Raw genomic sequence first — 17079 nt, 5'->3', positions numbered from 1 at the left:
CCTCGCGCGCAATCGACGGATGGAACGGTTCGACGTCTCGCCCGCGAGCAATCCGGCTTCCGAGCGGGACCGATTAGTTCTGGGGTCGGGGGGCGTCTGAAGAGGTAACCGAACCAACCAAGGAGCATTCGATGCGCAAGATCACCGCTGGCCTGTTCATTTCTCTCGATGGGGTTGTGGCTGAGCCGCAGGATTGGCATTTTCCGTACTTCAATGACGAGATGGGGGAGGCGGTCGGGGCGCAGCTCGGTGAGGCCGACACGCTGTTGCTCGGGCGGGTTACCTATGAGGGGTTTGCGGGGGCTTGGCCGGAGCGGGAAGCGGCCGGTGGGGAAGACGCCGGGATGGCTAAGGCTTTCGGGGATGCGCGGAAAATCGTTGTGTCCCAGCAGGAACTGAGCTTCAGCTGGCGGAACTCCGAGCAGTTGCAGGGGGATTTGGTGGCGGGGGTTGCGGCGTTGAAGGCGGAGGCGGGGGAGTCCGCTATCGGGATGAGTGGGTCGCCGTCGATCGTTCGGCAGTTGCTCGAGGCGGGGCTCATCGATGAGTTGCACCTGCTGGTGCATCCGATCGCTTTGCAGAGTGGGTTGAAGCTGTTTGCCGAGGGGCAGCCGATTCCGTTGGATCTGTTGTCGGCCAAGGCATTCAAGACCGGGGTGGTGCATCTCGTGTATGGGCCTGCTGAGCTTCCGGCGCCTGTCGACTATGACGAGATGGTCAATCGGGAAAGTGGTCAGGGCGCCTAGTCGGCGGATTCCGTTCGGGTTCGCTGGCGCTTGGCGCGGCGGGCCAGGATGGCTTCGTAGCGCAGGGTCAGGCCGTCGGTGAAGGCGGACAGCGCCAATTCGAAGCTTTCGGAGTCGATTTCGTCGGCTTTGGCGCGGAGCAGGTGAGCCTGCTCGAGGTGGGGGTAGCGGTCTCGGTAGACCTGGACGTCGTCTACGAAGCCTCGGGAGAAGGAGCCCATGGTGGCGCCCATGACCAGGTAGCGGGTGGCCGCGCCGATCATGGTGGCGTCGCGTGGGGGCCAGCCTGCGGCGACCAGGCCGCCGTGGACGGCGTCGGCGGCGCGGAGGTTTTCTTCGCGGGTGCCCGGGCCGGCGGCCAGGTAGGCCACGAAGTTGGGGTGGCGGACCAGGGCGGTGCGGTAGGAGCGGGCCCAGGAGGTGAGGCCGTCGCGCCAGTTGCCTCGGTCGAAGGCGGAGGTGTCGACGCGGGCCATGATGCCTGCGGCGATCTCGTCGAGGACGGCGTCCTTGGTGGGGTAGTGGGTGTAGAGGGACGCGGCCTGCACGCCCAGTTCGGCGGCCAGTTTGCGCATCGACAGTTCGCCCAGGCCGTCACGGTCGATCAGGGTCAGCGCGGCGTCGCGGATGCGGTCGCGGTTCAGCAGGGGCACTTTCGGCCTGGCCATGAGGTCCACCTCCCGGTCGTGGTCCGGTGTGGATCGCCCGGCGTGACCTCGAATTTAGCACCGACTCCTTGATAAACCGAACGCTGTTAGGATACTTTCGGGTTATAAACCTAACAACGTTCGGTTAGGAGCTATCACCACATGGATTTCGAACTCGGCGAGTCGCAGCGGGAGTTGCGGGAGCTGGCCCGCGCCTGGGTCGACAAGGAAGTCGTGCCGTACGCGGCCGCCTGGGACCGGGCCGAGGCGGTCGACACCGCCATCGTCGGGAAGCTCGGCGCTATGGGCTTCCTCGGGATCGAGATTCCGGAGGAGTACGGCGGGTCCGGGGGCACGCCCATGGACTACTGCCTGCTGCTCGAGGAACTCGGGCGCGGCGACAGTGCGGTGCGCGGCATCGTGTCCGTCTCGCTCGGGCTGGTCGCCAAGTCGATCAAGACCTACGGCAGCGACGAGCAGAAGCGGGAATGGCTGCCGCGACTGTGCTCGGGGCAGGCGCTGGGGTGCTTCGGGCTCACCGAACCCGGCACCGGGTCGGATGCGGGTAACCTCACCGCGAAAGCCGTTGCGGACGGCGAGGATTGGCTCATCTCGGGCACCAAGATCTTCATCACCAACGGCACCTGGGCGGATATCGCGATCATCTTCGCGCGCACCGGCGGGCCCGGACCGCGCGGCGTGACCGCGTTCCTTGTTCCCACCGACGCACCCGGATTCACCCGCACCGAGATCAAGGGCAAGCTCGGACTACGCGGGCAGGCGACCGCCGAACTGGTGCTCGATCAGGTGCGGGTCTCCGACGCGCAGCGACTCGGCGAACTCGGGCAGGGCTTCAAGATCGCCATGGGCGCACTCGACAAGGGCCGCATGGGCGTCGCCGCCGGATGCGTGGGCGTCGCGCGCGGCTGCCTGGAGGCCGCGGTGAAGTACGCGGGGGAGCGCGAGCAGTTCGGCAAGCCGATCGCCTCCTTCCAGCTGGTACAGGAACTGCTCGCCGACATCGCCGTCGACGTCGAAGCCGCGCGCCTGCTCACCTGGCGGGTCGCCGACCTGGTGACCAAGGGCAAACCGTTCGGCACCGAGGCCTCGGTGGCCAAGCTCTTCGCCAGCGAAGCCGCGGTCAAGGCCGCCAACAACGCCATTCAGGTGTTCGGCGGCTACGGCTACATCGACGAGTTCCCGGCCGCCAAATACCTGCGCGACGCGCGCGTGCTCACCCTCTACGAGGGCACCAGTCAGATCCAGAAACTGCTCATCGGCCGCGCCCTCACCGGCATCAACGCCTTCGCCTGACAACCCTTCTCGGACAGGAGATCTCATGTCGAAAGTCGCCATCGTCACCGGAGCGGCCCGCGGCATCGGTGCGGCCACCGCGGCCCGCCTCGCCGCCGACGGCTGCACCGTGGCCATCGTCGACCTCGACGAAGCCGCCTGCAAGGACGCCGTGGACGCCATCGCCGCCGCCGGTGGCACCGCGATCGCGGTGGGCTGCGACGTGACCGACGAAGCCCAGGTCGACGCCGCCTTCGAACGCGTTGCCGCCGAACTGGGTTCGGTCGACGTGCTGGTCAACAACGCGGGCGTGCTGCGCGACAACCTGCTGTTCAAGATGTCGGTCGACGACTGGGACCTGGTGATGTCGGTGCACCTCAAGGGCGCGTTCCTGTGCACCCGGGCCGCGCAGCGCTACATGGTGGCGCAGAAGTCGGGCAAGATCGTCAACACCTCCAGCGTGTCCGCGCTCGGCAGCCGCGGGCAGGCGAACTACTCGGCCGCCAAGATGGGCATCCAGGGCCTGACCCGCACGCTGGCAATGGAATTGGGGCCCTTCGGCATCAACGTCAATGCCGTCGCGCCCGGGTTCATCGTCACCGAGATGACCGACGCCACCGCCGCCCGCGTCGGCGTCCCGCCCGAGCAGTTCCGGGCCGACGCCGCCAAGATCACCCCGCTGCGCCGGGTCGGCGAACCCGCCGACATCGCGAATGTCGTGTCGTTCCTGGCGTCCGACAACGCCTCCTTCGTCACCGGGCAGACCATCTACGTCGACGGCGGCCGACGCCTCTAACCCGTTTCGCAGCAACGACTTTCCGGAGTAGCACCATGCAGAGAACAGTTTTCGACAAGGACCACGATGCCTTCCGCGAGACCGTGCGCGCGTTCATCGAATCCGAGGTCGTACCCGTCTACGACCAGTGGTACGAGGCGGGCATCGCGCCGCGCGAGTTCTATTACCAGCTGGCCGAACTCGGCATCTTCGGCATCGAGGTGCCCGAGGAGTACGGCGGCGCGGGCATCGAATCCTTCAAGTTCCAGGCCATCCTCATCGAGGAGGCCGCCCGTGCCGCCGTCTCCTTCGGTGGCTCCAGCGTGCACGTCGGCCTGTGCCTGCCATACCTGAAGCACCTCGCCACCGAGGAGCAGAAGCAGCGCTGGCTGCCGGGCTTCGTAGCCGGTGAGATCATGTTCGCCATCGCCATGACCGAACCCGGCACCGGCTCCGACCTCGCCGGAATGCGCACCACCGCAAAGCTTTCCGAGGACGGCACGCACTACGTGCTGAACGGGTCCAAGACCTTCATCACCGGCGGCGTGCTCGCCGACCGGGTCATCGTGTGCGCCCGCACCGACGCACCCCGCGGCGAGGACCGTCGCCACGGCATCTCACTGTTCGTCGTCGACACCAAGTCGCCCGGCTACACCGTCGGCCGCAAGCTCGACAAGCTCGGGCTCAAGGTGTCCGACACCGCCGAACTCAGCTTCACCGACGTGCGGGTCCCCGTCGAGGACCTGCTCGGTGAGGAGAACAAGGGGTTCTCCTACCTCGGACAGAATCTGCCGCAGGAACGGCTGTCCATCGCGGTCGGCGCGTACGCGCAGGCCAGTGCGGCCATCCGGTTCGCGAAGGAATACACCAAGGCGCGCAACGTCTTCGGGCAGCCGGTGGCCAGCTTCCAGAACACCAAATTCGAACTCGCCGCCTGCCAGGCCGAGGTCGACGCCGCCGAAGCCGTCGTCGACCGGGGCCTCGAGGCCCTCGACAACGGGACGCTGACCGCCGCCGACGCCGCCTCCGCGAAACTGTTCTGCACCGAGGTCGCCGCCCGCGTCATCGACCGCTGCCTGCAACTGCACGGCGGCTACGGGTTCATCAACGAGTACCCGATCGCCCGGCTCTACGCCGACAACCGCGTCAACCGCATCTACGGCGGCACCAGCGAGGTCATGAAGATGATCATCGCCAAGAACATGGGTCTGTGAATGAACGCGACGCTCTCCCTGGCCAGCATCCTCGCCGAACCGGCCCGGCGGCGGCCCGACCACATCGCCCTCATCGAAGGCGAACAGCGCATCAGCTTCACCGACCTGTGGCGGCAGGCCCGCGAACAGGCCGCAGCGCTCATCGCCCGCGGCATCCGGCCGGGGGATCGGGTTGCGCTGATGGGGCCCAACACCGCGGACTTCCCGCGCGCTTACTTCGCGATCCTGGCGGCGGGCGCGACGGTGGTGCCGGTGCACCTGCTGCTCACCGCCGACGAAGCCGAATACGTGCTGCGGGACAGCGATGCCAAACTGCTCATCTGCCATGACATGGTGGCCGCGGTCGGCGGCGAGGCGGCGAAGCGGGTAGGCATCGACTCGGTCAGCCCGAAAGACCTGACCGGCGAGGCGATTCCGGCGTTCGTGTCCCGCGACCCCCTCGACACCGCCGTCGTGTTCTACACCAGCGGCACCACCGGACGGCCCAAGGGCGCGGAGCTCAGCCACCTCAACATGGTGATGTGCGCGACCGTCAACGCCTTCGACGCCAATGAAGTCCACCGCGACGACATCGCGCTCGGGGCGCTACCGCTGTTCCACGTGTTCGGGCAGACCGTGTCCATGAACTCGCACTGGCGGGTCGGAGCCACCCTGGTGCTGCTGCCCAGATTCGATGCGGCACAGGCCATCGAACTCATGGTCGCCGAGAACGTCAACACCTTCCACGGCGTGCCCACCATGTACCACGGGCTGCTCGACGCCGCGAAAAGCGCTGTCGCACTGCCGAAATTCAAACTCTGCATCAGCGGTGGCGCGGCCATGCCGGTGGTGCTCATCGAGGAATTCGAGCGGACCTTCGGCGCGCACGTGCTCGAAGGCTACGGACTGTCGGAGACCTCGCCCACCGCGACGGTCAACCAGCCGCAGCTCGGCGTGCGCGCCGGGACCGTCGGGCATCCGGTGTGGGGCGTGGATGTCGAGATCGCCGCCGCCGACGTGCGCGACCGCATCGAGCTGCTGCCCGCCGACACCATCGGCGAGGTCGTGGTGCGCGGGCACAACGTGTTCGGTGGATACACCGGAAAACCCGAAGCCACCGCGGAAGTCATGGTGGACGGGTGGTTCCGGACCGGAGACCTCGGCATCAAGGACGCCGACGGATATCTGCGGATCGTCGACCGGATCAAGGAGATGATCATCCGCGGCGGCTTCAACGTGTACCCGACCGAGGTCGAGGCGGCGCTGCTGCGGCACCCGAACATCGCGCAGGTCGCCGTGATCGGGGTGCCCGACGAGAACTACGGCGAGGAGATCCTGGCGGTGGTGGTGCCGTCCGGGCCGCTCACCGCCGAGGAAGTCATCGAGTACGCGAAAGAGCATGTGGCACGGTACAAGTACCCGCGCCGCGTCGACTTCGTCACCGAACTCCCGCTCGGACCCACCCACAAGATCCTCAAGCGAGAACTCAAGCAGCGCTACGTCTAAGGGGCACAACGTGATCGACTTCCCGGACTTCGACAGCCTGCGCGCCGCCGTCGGCACCGAGATCGGCGTCAGCGACTGGATCGGCATCGACCAGCAGCGCATCGACACTTTCGCCGACGCCACCGGAGACCACCAGTGGATCCACGTCGACGCCGAACGCGCCGCCGCCGGACCCTACGGACGCACCATCGCCCACGGCTTCCTCACCCTGTCGCTGATCGTGCCGCTGACCGGGCAGATCATGACCGTCGGCGCGGCGCGGCTGGCCGTCAACTACGGACTCGACAAGGTGCGCTTCATCAACCCGGTGCCGGTGGACAGCCGCATCCGGGCCCGCCTGGCGCTCGATGACGTGAGCGACGTCCCCGGCGGCGTACAGGCTCGGCGCACCGTCACCGTCGAGATCGACGGCACGGACAAACCCGCCTGCGTCGCGGTGAGCATCGCGCGCTACCTCTCCTGAACCCACTCGAAACCCGCAGGGGTGCAAGCGAACACCGGTCCGGCGGTCGAGATCATCGACCGCCGGACCGATGTCTTCGCGAGTACCGCCCTACTTGCCCGGGCCGAACGGTGTCGCGCTCATCGGGGAGGCGTCCGGTGTCAGCGTCGCCACCACCGAGATCCCGGCCGCCTGAAAGTTGTTCAGCGCCCGGGCGATGTGATCGTCGGAGGTGATCAGAATGGCCGCGTGCACGCCGATCGCATTCATCAGCTGCGCCGAGAACGCCGCGTTCTGCACCGTCGAATTCGCCTTGGTCTCGGTGTGGATCCGCGCCGGATCGACACCGCGCGCGATCAGCCAGTCCGCCATCGCCTGTGCCTCGGTCACGCCGTTCTGCGGATTGCCACCCGTCACGATGATCGGGGCGGCGGGCGACAGCAGCGCCGACACATACCCGGAGTAGAGGCGGGCCATCAACTCCGGTCGCATCGAACCATCCGGCATCAGACCGTAACCCAGCACCACGATCGCGGTATCCGGGTTGAACAGCGCGGGCAGATCCAGCCCCGGCAGATCCACGCCCGGCATGGCGACGGCCCGCAGCGTCTGCAACGAGGCGACGGCGTCCTGGGTGAACCCGGCGAGCGGATCGGTCTGCACCTGGGTGGGAGCGGGAGTCGCGTGCGCCGGGGCGGTGGCCGCGGCCAGCACCAGCACGGTGGCGGCCGGGAGCAGCGCCTGCAACGCCCTCGTATGTATGGCTCGGGGAACGGCTTTGCGATGTCGCCCGGGTTTGCGCCGTTCGCGGATCGCGGCGTGCACGCTCTGCCACGGATCGCCGGACGAGATCTTTCGATGCCTGGCCGAACTGAACATCGCAACCTCCTAGGCAGTCTGATTAGTGACTACCGTTCGGTTCACAATCTTCGATCCATGATCGCGTGGAATGCGCTCCGGCGGAGGCGGATTCGCGAAATCAAGATCCGGTCTGTGGCAGGTCATAGGGTGACCGGGCTCACAGTCGTGGCGATGTCACACCTGCGCGCGCCGCGTCGTCAACCTCATGAAACCAGCGAACACCACACGGAAAGAGCAGGACCATGAGCCGCTTCGACATCTTCCAGAACGACATCTCCGGCAAGTACATCAAGCGCTTCACCACCGCCAGCCGCATCGTGGACGACTCCACCCTGCCCAAGGCCACCCAGGAACTGGTCAAGATCCGCGCCTCGCAGATCAACCACTGCGGCATGTGCCTGGACATGCACACCAAGGACGCCGCGGCCGCCGGGGAGACCCCGGTGCGGCTGGCCATGATCGCCGCCTGGCACGAATCCACCGTGTTCACCGACGCCGAGCGGGCCGCGCTGGCCCTCACCGAGGAGGGCACCCGGCTGGCGGACGCCGCGCCCGGCATCTCCGAGGAGACCTGGTCGCTGGTGCGCAAGCACTACGACGACGATCAGATCGGCGCGCTCATCTCGCTGATCGCGGTGATCAACGCGTGGAACCGGCTCAATGTGATCTCCGGTCAGGTCGGTGGGGAGTACGTGCCCGGCCAGTGGTGACCGATTCCCCTGTGCCCCCGACGCTTTCGGACCCTCGGGTTCGGAGCGATCCGGGGCGCGGGGTGGGGTGGCGCTGACGCGGGAGAACCCTCGACCATGCATCTTGCTATTGACAAGATACATTCCACTGTGGAGCATTGAGGGCGGTCGACCGCACGACCGAAGGTCCCGATCGAAAGAGGAACCCGTCATGCCCGCACTCCCGTGGATCACCGTCAACGCGCCCACCACCCCCGAAGTCCAGTGCATGGCCTCCCGCCTCGAAGTGAAATCCCTCCGCGACACCCCCGGCTTCCTGCTGGCCTCCATGCGCCTGTGGCGACAGGCTCGCCGCAGCCCCGGCGCGATCGGCGTGGCCCTGAACGCCGAACTCTTCAAACGCACCTTCTGGACCTATTCGGCCTGGACCGACCAGGCCGCCATCTACGCCTACGCCGCCGCCGAACCCCACAAATCCACCATCGCCCGTAAACGAAAGGTGATGCGCGAGGCCACCTTCGTGTTCTTCACCGCTCCGGCCGACGAACTGCCGCTCCCGTGGGAAGAAGTTCGCCGCCGCATCGCCGCTCAACAGGCCGCTGAGCAGGCTCGCTGACCACTGCTCGGGTGGCCGCGCGCTCGTGCGGCAGGTCGCTTCGGGAAAGCACGCTGCCGCAGGCAATGTCGCCGCGCGGCCGGGACGACCCACCGACCCCGTGGTCAGTCCGCGAAAGTGGTGCGGTGGGCGGCGCACCACTGAGCGAAGGAGCGCGGTGGGCGGCCCAGGAGTTCGGTGACCGTGTTCGTGTGCAGGCCGACGGTATCCGCCCGCATCGCGGTGAAGGATTCGAGGATCGCGGCAGACAGGGTCGGGGGCGCGCCGTTGGGGAAGCGGGCGGCGACGGCTTCGGCCGCGCTGGCGGCGGTGCGGAAGGCGATGTCGCGGTTGAGCTCTCGGCTCAGCGTCGCTATCTGCTCGGCGAAGGTGAACGAATCCTGTCCGGTGAGTAGGTAGGTCGCGTTGTCGTGGCCGTCAGAGGTCAGGGCCAGGGCGGCGACGGCGGCGATGTCGGCGGGGTCCACCGGGAAGAAGCGACCGGGGCCGGTGGGGTCCACCAGTACTTCGCCCGCGCGGATCGCGGGGGCCCACTCCAGGACGTTGGACATCAGGCCGCCGGGGCGGATCACGGTGTGGGGGATGCCGCTTTCGGTCAGGAGGCGTTCGCGTTCCAGGTGCCAGCGGCCCATGGCCGGGACGGGATCGCCCAGGGTCCAGAGGGACGAGATCAGCACGATGCGGCCCACTCCGGCCTCCTGGGCGGCCTTTATCGCGTGGTGGGTGTGGTCGAGGCCGGTGCCGGGGACCAGGAGGAACAGCGCGGAGGCGCCGGTCATGGCCTCGGACAAGGCATTCGGGTCGTCGAGGTCGCCGAGGTGGCGCTCGACGTGGTCGGGGAGGTGGGCGGCGCGGGCGGGATCGCGGATCAGGACGCGGAATTCGGTGTTCGACGCGGTGAGGGTGCGGGTGAGTTCGCGGCCGATGTTTCCGGTGGCACCGGTGAGCAGTAGCATGGCTTCTCCATATCGTTAGCCGTCTATCGAAAAACGTTAGACGGCTAACGATCTATCGGTCAAGACCTCGGAGGCTCGATGTCGGAATTCCTCGACCTGCACGGCCGCACCTCGAAAGCCTTGCGCACCTTGGCGGATCGCGATATGCGACGGCACGGACTGCACCTCGGGCAGAACCATGTGCTCGCCGTGCTCTGGGCCGACGACGGGCGCACGCCGGGGGAGATGGCGGCCGCGCTGAACGTCACCACGCCGACCGTCGTCAAGATGGCCACCCGGATGGCCGCCGCCGGACTCCTCGAACGCCGCCGCGACGACCGCGATAACCGCCTGGTCCGGCTCTGGCTCACCGAGCACGGCCGCGAGCTGCGCGAACCCGTCGAAGCCGATCGGAAAGCGTTGAGCGACAACGTGACCGCCGACCTCACCGACACCGAGCGACGGCAGCTGATGGTCGCGCTGGAAAAGATCCACCGCGCCGCGAGTGAACTGCTCGGCGCACCGGTCGACTACACGGACTGATCGCCTAGAGTTGGCGGCATGATTACCGCGATTGTGCTGATTACCGCTGAATCGGATCGGATCCCCGAGACCGCGCAGGCATTGGCGGACATCTCGGGAGTGGCCGAGGTGTACTCGTGCGCCGGTGACGTCGACCTGATCGCCGTGGTGCGGGTGCGCGACCACGAACAGATCGCGGAGGTGGTGACCGGGCGGGTCAACAAGACCGCGGGCGTCGTGCAGACCACCACCCACATCGCGTTCAAGTCGTACTCGCGCGCCGATGTCGAGGCGGGGTTCTCGATCGGGGAGTGAATCCGACCGAGGCTCAGGCGGTCACGATCAGTTGGTCAGGACCGACGCACCGAGCGCCGTGCCCGAACGACCCGGCTCGATGATGTGGGTGACGCCGCCCCGGCAGCCCGGGAACAGGTACACCTTGGCCCGCTCGGCGGTCGCGTTGTCGACCGCCAGGCGATGCGGAATGCGCCGGATGGTCACGCAGTCGGTGGGGATGCCGTAATCGTGGCCGTCGACGGTCAGCGTGCCGCCGATATCGGTGGATTCGGCGTGAGCGGCCGGATGCGCGGCGCTCATGGGAATGCCAACCCCCAGAAAGACGGCCACCAGGCCGGCCAGCACCAGTCCGTATCGCATTGAGCGCTTCCTCGATTCGTTTCGAGGGCCGGCCCGGCGCACCGCCGAAGTAACCGTCCCGATACAGCCGAAACTGTAACGCCGCCGGGACGGCACCCAGCCGAAACACACAGGTGAATGCCCTGAACTCTCAGGACACTCGGAGGAATCTCAGCTCTCGTCGAGCTTGTTGCTGACCGTCACCCAGCGATCCAGCAGCGCGGCCGCCGCGCCGGTGTCGACCGCCGCGGCCACCCGCTCCAGGGCCACCGCCAGCTTGGGATGCAGATCGGTCTCGACATCGTCGGCCGAGAGATCGAAGGCCACCAGCGCGGCCGCCGAATTCAACAGCACCGCGTCGCGGACCGGTCCCGGATCGCCCGCCAGCATGTTGCGGGCGATCACCGCGTTCATCTCCGCGTCGCCACCCTTCAGTGCCGACGGATCCACCCGCTCGATCCCCAAAGTCGTTGGGTCGATGGTCGTTTCGTGCTTGCGACCACCCGCGACCACCCACACGTCGGTGGTGTCGGCGGTGGTGATCTCGTCCAGGCCGTCATTGCCGCGCACCACCAGGGCCGAGATCCCGCGCTCGGCGAACGCACCCGCGTAATCGGCCAGCAGCTCACCGAACGCGCACCCGATCAGGCCCGCGCCCGGCTGCGCCGGATTGGTCAGCGGGCCCAGGATATTGAAGACCGTCGGAATGCCGATCTCACCGCGCGCCTTGCTCGCGAAACGCAGGGCCGGATGGAACACCGGCGCGAAACAGAAACCCACCCCGACCTGCCGCACACACTCGGCCACCGACTCCGGGCCCAGCGCGATCTTCACGCCCAGCGCCTCGAGCACATCCGCGCCGCCGCTCTTCGACGACGCCGCCCGGTTACCATGCTTGACCACCGGAATCCCGCTGGCCGCCACCACGATCGACGACATGGTCGAAATATTGACCGTGCCCGAACGGTCACCGCCGGTGCCGACGATGTCCACCGCCGGACCCTCGAACGGCACCCGGCGAGCGTGCGAGAGCATGCCCTGCGCAAGCCCGCTCAACTCGATCGGCGTCGGGCCCTTCATCTTCATGGCGACACCGAACGCGGCGATCTGCGCCGAGGTGGCGTTGTCGGTGAAGATCTCGTTGATGACCCACGCGGCCTCATCCGAGGACAGATCGTTGCCGTCGGTGAGGATGCCGAGGATTTCTCGCCAGCTGCGCGCGCTCATTGCTCTTCTCTTCCCGGGACCGGACTGTTGGAGGTCAGCCTAGTGGGAAGGGCTATCTCTTTTCCGCTGGACCGGTCGCGGGCTGCAGCGCGTCCCAGCCCAGCGCGTCACCCTCGTGCCGCTGCGCCAGACCGGCCATCCGCGAACGCTCCTGCGAACAGTGCAGGGCATCGAGGATCTGCACCCGCTGCACCACCAGCTTGGCCGGGTCGCCCGCGCTCACCGACGCGGTGTCATAGCCTTGCTGTGCCGCAATGACTTGCACCGCATTCACGGCCGCCGCGGGAACCCGGAGATGGTGCCGCAGGACTACCGGTTGGTCGGCAGTCCAGTCCATCGCCTTGCCGAGCGCGGTCGAACACGCTTCCGCGTCATCGAAACTCGACACGACGACCACCAGATCCGCGCGCGCCGCATCCAGTTCCGTTGCGCCGCCACGACCCAGCAGTCCGCGCAACCACGCTCTCGCGCCCATCCCAACCACCTCTCCGAACCCCTCTCACCAGGGCTCAGCTTCCTCTTACCCGAGCAATCTAGGCTCTGCCGTGACACGCCGGGAGCCCCGCCGAGACGCTCGCTCGCCCTGGGCTTTACGACACGTACGACGAACTTTCGTACCCCGCTACGCCTGTCGTACTACGACAAGTCATACTTACCGGCGTGACGACCGCAGTAGGGACCCCAGGATCGGCCATTACCCAGCGTGTGCATTCGCTGAACCGGCCCAACATGGTCAGCGTCGGTACCATCATCTGGCTGTCGAGCGAGCTGATGTTCTTCGCGGGCCTGTTCGCCATGTACTTCGTTGCTCGCGCGCAGGCGCACGGGAACTGGCCGCCGGAGCCGACCGAGCTGAACATGAAGCTGGCTGTGCCGGTCACCTGCGTGCTGGTCGCCTCGTCGTTCACCTGCCAGATGGGTGTGTTCGCGGCCGAGCGCGGTGACGTGTTCGGGCTGCGCCGCTGGTACGTGATCACCTTCATCATGGGCGCGATCTTCGTCGCCGGTCAGGCCACCGAGTACCACGGCCTGTACTCCGAGGGCACCTCGATCTCCAGCAGCGTTTACGGCTCGGTGTTCTTCATTACCACCGGTTTCCACGGTCTGCACGTCATCGGCGGTCTCATCGCGTTCATCTTCCTGCTGATCCGCACCAAGGTCAGCAAGTTCACCCCGGCGCAGGCCACCGCGGCCATCGTCGTCTCGTACTACTGGCACTTCGTCGACATCGTCTGGATCGGCCTGTTCGCCACCATCTACTTCGTCCGCTAACACGGACCCGCCGCGACAGCAGCCCCGTCGCCGGCAGCAACACAACTTGTACAAGTCGGTTCCGTCTACTCCAAAGGGACACAGATGAGTTCATCTCCCCCGTCAGCGCCAGATCCCAGCGAGGGGATCGGCCAGGCCACCAAGACCCGGAAACAGCGCCGCATGCGTCGGAAACTGGTCGGCGGCTTGGTACTTCTGATGGGCCTCGTCGGAGCCGGATTCGCGGCGTCGGCCCTGACCCCGCAGGCTCAGGTCGCGACGGCGAAGGAAGACCAGTCCGCGCTGATCCGCGAGGGCAAGCAGATCTACGACACCTCCTGCGTCACCTGCCACGGTGCCAACCTGCAGGGTGTCCAGGATCGCGGCCCCAGCCTCATCGGCGTCGGTGAAGCCGCCGTCTACTTCCAGGTCTCCACCGGCCGCATGCCCGCCGCCGTCAACGGCGCGCAGATCGTTCGCAAGCCCCCGAAGTTCGACGCGCACCAGACCGACGCGCTCGGCGCGTTCGTCCAGTCCAACGGTGGCGGCCCCACCGTGCTGCGCGACAACAACGGTGAGGTAGCCAACGAATCCCTCATCCAGGGTGCCGATCTCGGCCGCGGTGGCGAACTGTTCCGCATGAACTGCGCGTCCTGCCACAACTTCACCGGCAAGGGCGGCGCGCTGTCCTCCGGCAAGTTCGCGCCTCCGCTGGAGGAGGCCACCGAGCAGCAGATCTACCTGGCCATGCTCACCGGCCCGCAGAACATGCCCAAGTTCTCCGACCGGCAGCTGACGCCGGAGGAGAAGAAGGACATCGTCGGCTACATCAAGGACCGCATGGAGACCCCGTCCGAGGCGGGCTACGGCCTCGGCGGCTTCGGTCCCGCGACCGAGGGCCTGGCCATCTGGATCGTCGGCATCGTCGCCCTGGTCGGCTCCGCGATGTGGATCGGATCCCGATCATGAGCGAAGAGGAGCGAAACAGCATGGGGGACAACCCCACCGAACTCACCGACGAACAGCTCGACGCCATGTCGCGTGACGAGCTGGTCAAGCTCGGCACCGCCCTCGACGGTGTCGACGTCGCCTACCGCGCACCGCGCTGGCCGGTCCCGGGCACCCGGGCCGAGAAGCGCGCCGAGCGCAAGGTCGCACTGTGGTTCGGCATCTCCGCCATCGCGGCGATCGCGCTCATCGGCGTCTACCTGTTCTGGCCCTGGGAGTACAAGGGCCGCCACCAGGACGGCAACGCCGCGTACACGCTGACCACCCCGCTGTACGGCCTCACCCTGGGTATCGCGGTGCTGGCCATCGGCATCGCGGTCGTGTTGATCCGCAAGCATTTCGTGCCCGCCGAGATCTCGATCCAGGACCGCCACGACGGCAAGTCCTCCGAGGTCGACCGCCGCACCCTGGTCGCCGAACTGACCGACGCGCTCGACACCTCCACCCTGGGTCGCCGCAAGCTCATCACCCGCACCGCGGGTCTGGGCGCGGGCCTGGTCGGCGTGGGCGCGCTGTTCGTCTTCGTCGGCGGCATGATCAAGAACCCGTGGGCCAAGGGCGACAAGTCGCCGCTGTGGGTCTCCGGCTGGACCCCGGACTACCCGGGCCAGACCATCTACCTGCGCCGCGACACCGGCCGTCCCGAGGACATCGTCCTGGTGAAGCCGGAGGACGTGCAGCCTGGTGGCATGGAAACCGTCTTCCCCTGGAAGGAAGAGTGGCGCGGCGACGAGCACGCCACCCTGCAGTCGCTGCGCGGCATCCGCAACGCGGTCATGCTGATCAGCCTGCGCACGCAGGACGCCGAGCACGCCATCAAGCGCAAGGGCCAGGAGAGCTTCAACTTCGGCAACCTGTGGGCCTACTCGAAGATCTGCACCCACCTGGGCTGCCCCACTTCGCTTTACGAGCAGCAGACCAACCGGATCCTCTGCCCCTGCCACCAGTCGCAGTTCTCCGCGACCGAATGGGGTAAGCCGGTCTTCGGTCCCGCCGCACGCGCGCTGCCGCAGCTGCCGATCACCGTCAATGCCGAGGGCTACGTGGTCGCCCAGCACGACTTCATCGAGCCCCTCGGCCCGGCTTACTGGGAGCGTCGTTCATGAGTCCTAGCAAAGCGGCCACACAGGCCAACGAAATGGACGAGCGCTACCACGCGGCAGCGTTCGCCAAGCGATCGATCAACAAGGTCTTCCCGACCCACTGGTCGTTCCTGCTCGGTGAGATCGCGTTGTACGCGTTCATCATCCTGCTGCTATCGGGTATCTACCTGACGCTGTACTTCGACCCGTCCATGAGCGAGACCGTCTACCAGGGCGCCTACCAGCCCCTGCGCGGTGTCACCATGTCGCGGGCCTACGAGACCGCGCTGAACATCTCCTTCGAGGTGCGCGGCGGTCTGTTCGTACGCCAGGTGCACCACTGGGCGGCGCTGCTGTTCGCGGCGTCGATCATCATCCACCTGTTCCGCATCTTCTTCACCGGCGCGTTCCGCAAGCCGCGTGAGGCCAACTGGGTGATCGGCTCGCTGCTGCTCATCCTGGCCATGTTCGAAGGCTTCTTCGGCTACTCGCTGCCCGACGACCTGCTGTCGGGAACCGGTCTGCGCGCGGCGTTCTCGGGCATCACCATCGGTATCCCGGTCATCGGCACCTGGATGCACTGGCTGATCTTCGGCGGCGACTTCCCCGGCGAACTGATCATCCCGCGTCTGTACATCGCGCACGTGCTGCTGCTCCCGGGCATCATCCTGGCGCTGATCGGCGCCCACGTGGCACTGGTCTGGTACCAGAAGCACACCCAGTTCCCCGGACCGGGCCGCACCGAGAAGAACGTCGTCGGCGCCCGCATCATCCCGGTGTTCGCCGCCGACCAGGGTGCGTTCTTCGCATTCACCCTCGGCATCGTCGCGATCATGGGTGGCGTGCTGCAGATCAACCCGATCTGGAACCTGGGTCCCTACAACCCGTCTCAGGTCTCCGCGGGTTCGCAGCCCGACTTCTACATGATGTGGACCGACGGCATGGCACGACTCATGCCGCCGTGGGAGCTGTACCTGGGCCGCTACACGGTCCCGGCGCCGTTCTGGGTCGCGCTCATCATGGGTGCGGTCTTCGGCGCGCTGGTCATGTACCCGTGGATCGAGAAGCGCCTCACCGGCGACACCGCTCGCCACAACCTGCTGCAGCGTCCGCGTGACGTGCCGGTCCGCACCGCCATCGGCGCCATGGCCATCGCGTTCTACATGGTGCTGACGCTGGCGTGTGTCAACGACATCATCTCGCTGAAGTTCGACATCTCGCTGAACGCCACCACGTGGTTCTTCCGCATCGCCCTGCTCACCGCACCGCCGCTCGCGTACTTCGCGGCCTACCGGTTCTGCCTGGGTCTGCAGCGGGCGGACCGCGCGGTGCTCGAGCACGGCGTGGAAACCGGTGTCATCAAGCGGCTTCCGCACGGCGAGTACATCGAAATCCACCAGCCCCTGGGCCCGGTCGATTCGCACGGCCACCCGATCCCGCTGGAGTACCAGGGCGCCCCGGTGCCCAAGAAGATGTCCAAGCTGGGCCTCGCCGGCAAGCCCGGCACCGGCTCCTTCCTGCGCGCCGACCCCGCGTCGGAGCAGGCGGACAACGTCGCCATCGCCCACGAGGAAGAGCACACCATGCTCTCCACCCTCGAGAGCTACCAGGACACCCCGTCCGGCGGCGACAAGCACGACCACCACTGAG

General features: G+C 67.0%; 20 protein-coding genes. 14 read left to right on the top strand and 6 right to left on the bottom strand.

All coding sequences use genetic code 11. From position 1 onward, the window contains the following. Positions 1-131: 131 nt before the first annotated feature. Positions 132-746: a dihydrofolate reductase family protein gene (locus OG300_RS20135; protein WP_405498178.1), complete on the top strand. Its 615-nt coding sequence runs from the start codon at positions 132-134 to the stop codon at positions 744-746. Here OG300_RS20135 and OG300_RS20130 read toward each other — a convergent pair. Further along, entirely contained in the window at positions 743-1414 is a 672-nt protein-coding gene (locus tag OG300_RS20130; RefSeq protein WP_405498176.1) for a TetR family transcriptional regulator, read from the bottom strand. The genes OG300_RS20135 and OG300_RS20130 overlap by 4 nt on opposite strands. A 141-nt stretch (positions 1415-1555) precedes the next feature. Between OG300_RS20130 and OG300_RS20125 the strand changes: the two genes are divergently transcribed. From OG300_RS20125 to OG300_RS20105, 5 genes are read left to right on the top strand one after another with little or no spacing between them, the layout of a single operon-like run. Continuing rightward, a complete protein-coding gene (locus tag OG300_RS20125; protein WP_405498174.1) occupies positions 1556-2707 on the top strand; it encodes an acyl-CoA dehydrogenase family protein in 1152 nt (383 codons plus the stop codon). A gap of 25 nt (positions 2708-2732) precedes the next feature. Then, complete coding sequence (gene fabG / locus OG300_RS20120) at positions 2733-3482, top strand: 3-oxoacyl-ACP reductase FabG (protein WP_405498172.1); 750 nt, start codon at positions 2733-2735, stop codon at positions 3480-3482. 35 nt (positions 3483-3517) lie between these two features. Continuing rightward, positions 3518-4675: an acyl-CoA dehydrogenase family protein gene (locus OG300_RS20115; protein WP_405498170.1), complete on the top strand. Its 1158-nt coding sequence runs from the start codon at positions 3518-3520 to the stop codon at positions 4673-4675. Continuing rightward, entirely contained in the window at positions 4676-6160 is a 1485-nt protein-coding gene (locus tag OG300_RS20110; protein ID WP_405498168.1) for a long-chain-fatty-acid--CoA ligase, read from the top strand. A gap of 10 nt (positions 6161-6170) precedes the next feature. After that, on the top strand, positions 6171-6623 hold the full coding sequence (locus OG300_RS20105) for a MaoC family dehydratase (protein WP_405498166.1): 453 nt from the start codon (positions 6171-6173) through the stop codon (positions 6621-6623). A gap of 90 nt (positions 6624-6713) precedes the next feature. Here the strand turns inward: OG300_RS20105 and OG300_RS20100 are convergent, their stop codons facing one another. Then, on the bottom strand, positions 6714-7481 hold the full coding sequence (locus OG300_RS20100) for a YdcF family protein (protein ID WP_405498164.1): 768 nt from the start codon (positions 7479-7481) through the stop codon (positions 6714-6716). 224 nt (positions 7482-7705) lie between these two features. Here OG300_RS20100 and OG300_RS20095 point away from each other — a divergent pair, with 224 nt between their 5' ends. Next, complete coding sequence (locus OG300_RS20095; protein WP_405498162.1) at positions 7706-8173, top strand: carboxymuconolactone decarboxylase family protein; 468 nt, start codon at positions 7706-7708, stop codon at positions 8171-8173. A 190-nt stretch (positions 8174-8363) separates the two neighbouring features. Further along, positions 8364-8768: a hypothetical protein gene (locus OG300_RS20090; protein WP_405498160.1), complete on the top strand. Its 405-nt coding sequence runs from the start codon at positions 8364-8366 to the stop codon at positions 8766-8768. A gap of 104 nt (positions 8769-8872) precedes the next feature. Here the strand turns inward: OG300_RS20090 and OG300_RS20085 are convergent, their stop codons facing one another. Further along, the gene (locus tag OG300_RS20085; protein ID WP_405498158.1) at positions 8873-9724 is read right to left on the bottom strand and encodes an SDR family oxidoreductase; all 852 of its coding nucleotides are present in this window, start codon (positions 9722-9724) and stop codon (positions 8873-8875) included. 78 nt (positions 9725-9802) lie between these two features. Between OG300_RS20085 and OG300_RS20080 the strand changes: the two genes are divergently transcribed. Together OG300_RS20080 and OG300_RS20075 are read left to right on the top strand one after the other, a co-directional pair. Beyond that, positions 9803-10246, top strand: coding sequence for a MarR family winged helix-turn-helix transcriptional regulator (locus OG300_RS20080; RefSeq protein WP_405498156.1), 444 nt, complete (start codon positions 9803-9805; stop codon positions 10244-10246). A gap of 18 nt (positions 10247-10264) precedes the next feature. Then, complete coding sequence (locus OG300_RS20075) at positions 10265-10540, top strand: Lrp/AsnC family transcriptional regulator (RefSeq protein ID WP_405498154.1); 276 nt, start codon at positions 10265-10267, stop codon at positions 10538-10540. A gap of 27 nt (positions 10541-10567) precedes the next feature. Here the strand turns inward: OG300_RS20075 and OG300_RS20070 are convergent, their stop codons facing one another. From OG300_RS20070 to OG300_RS20060, 3 genes are all read right to left on the bottom strand, one after another. After that, positions 10568-10882 (bottom strand): hypothetical protein, encoded by a 315-nt coding sequence (locus tag OG300_RS20070; RefSeq protein ID WP_405498152.1) that lies wholly within the window; start codon positions 10880-10882, stop codon positions 10568-10570. A 150-nt stretch (positions 10883-11032) separates the two neighbouring features. Continuing rightward, positions 11033-12088 carry an anthranilate phosphoribosyltransferase gene (gene trpD, locus OG300_RS20065; RefSeq protein ID WP_405498150.1) on the bottom strand — a complete coding sequence of 352 codons (1056 nt, stop codon included), beginning with the start codon at positions 12086-12088 and terminating at the stop codon, positions 11033-11035. A 52-nt stretch (positions 12089-12140) separates the two neighbouring features. Next, positions 12141-12563 carry a hypothetical protein gene (locus OG300_RS20060; RefSeq protein ID WP_405498148.1) on the bottom strand — a complete coding sequence of 141 codons (423 nt, stop codon included), beginning with the start codon at positions 12561-12563 and terminating at the stop codon, positions 12141-12143. Between the two features lie 185 nt (positions 12564-12748). Between OG300_RS20060 and OG300_RS20055 the strand changes: the two genes are divergently transcribed. The 4 genes from OG300_RS20055 to OG300_RS20040 all read left to right on the top strand — a co-directional run bounded on the left by OG300_RS20055 (position 12749) and on the right by OG300_RS20040 (position 17078). Further along, positions 12749-13360: a heme-copper oxidase subunit III gene (locus OG300_RS20055; RefSeq protein ID WP_405498146.1), complete on the top strand. Its 612-nt coding sequence runs from the start codon at positions 12749-12751 to the stop codon at positions 13358-13360. Positions 13361-13444: 84 nt separating this feature from the next. Continuing rightward, positions 13445-14308, top strand: a complete 864-nt coding sequence (locus OG300_RS20050; protein ID WP_405498144.1) for a c-type cytochrome — start codon at positions 13445-13447, stop codon at positions 14306-14308. Further along, positions 14305-15453 (top strand): ubiquinol-cytochrome c reductase iron-sulfur subunit, encoded by a 1149-nt coding sequence (locus OG300_RS20045; protein ID WP_405498142.1) that lies wholly within the window; start codon positions 14305-14307, stop codon positions 15451-15453. Before OG300_RS20050 ends, OG300_RS20045 begins: the two co-directional genes overlap by 4 nt. Then, positions 15450-17078: a cytochrome bc complex cytochrome b subunit gene (locus OG300_RS20040; protein WP_405498140.1), complete on the top strand. Its 1629-nt coding sequence runs from the start codon at positions 15450-15452 to the stop codon at positions 17076-17078. Before OG300_RS20045 ends, OG300_RS20040 begins: the two co-directional genes overlap by 4 nt. Position 17079: the final 1 nt, after the last annotated feature.

This window comes from Nocardia sp. NBC_00511 (assembly GCF_045161165.1).
GTDB lineage: Bacteria > Actinomycetota > Actinomycetes > Mycobacteriales > Mycobacteriaceae > Nocardia.
Note: the sequence above shows the minus strand (reverse complement) of the source record. Positions and strands in the feature narration are given on the sequence as shown.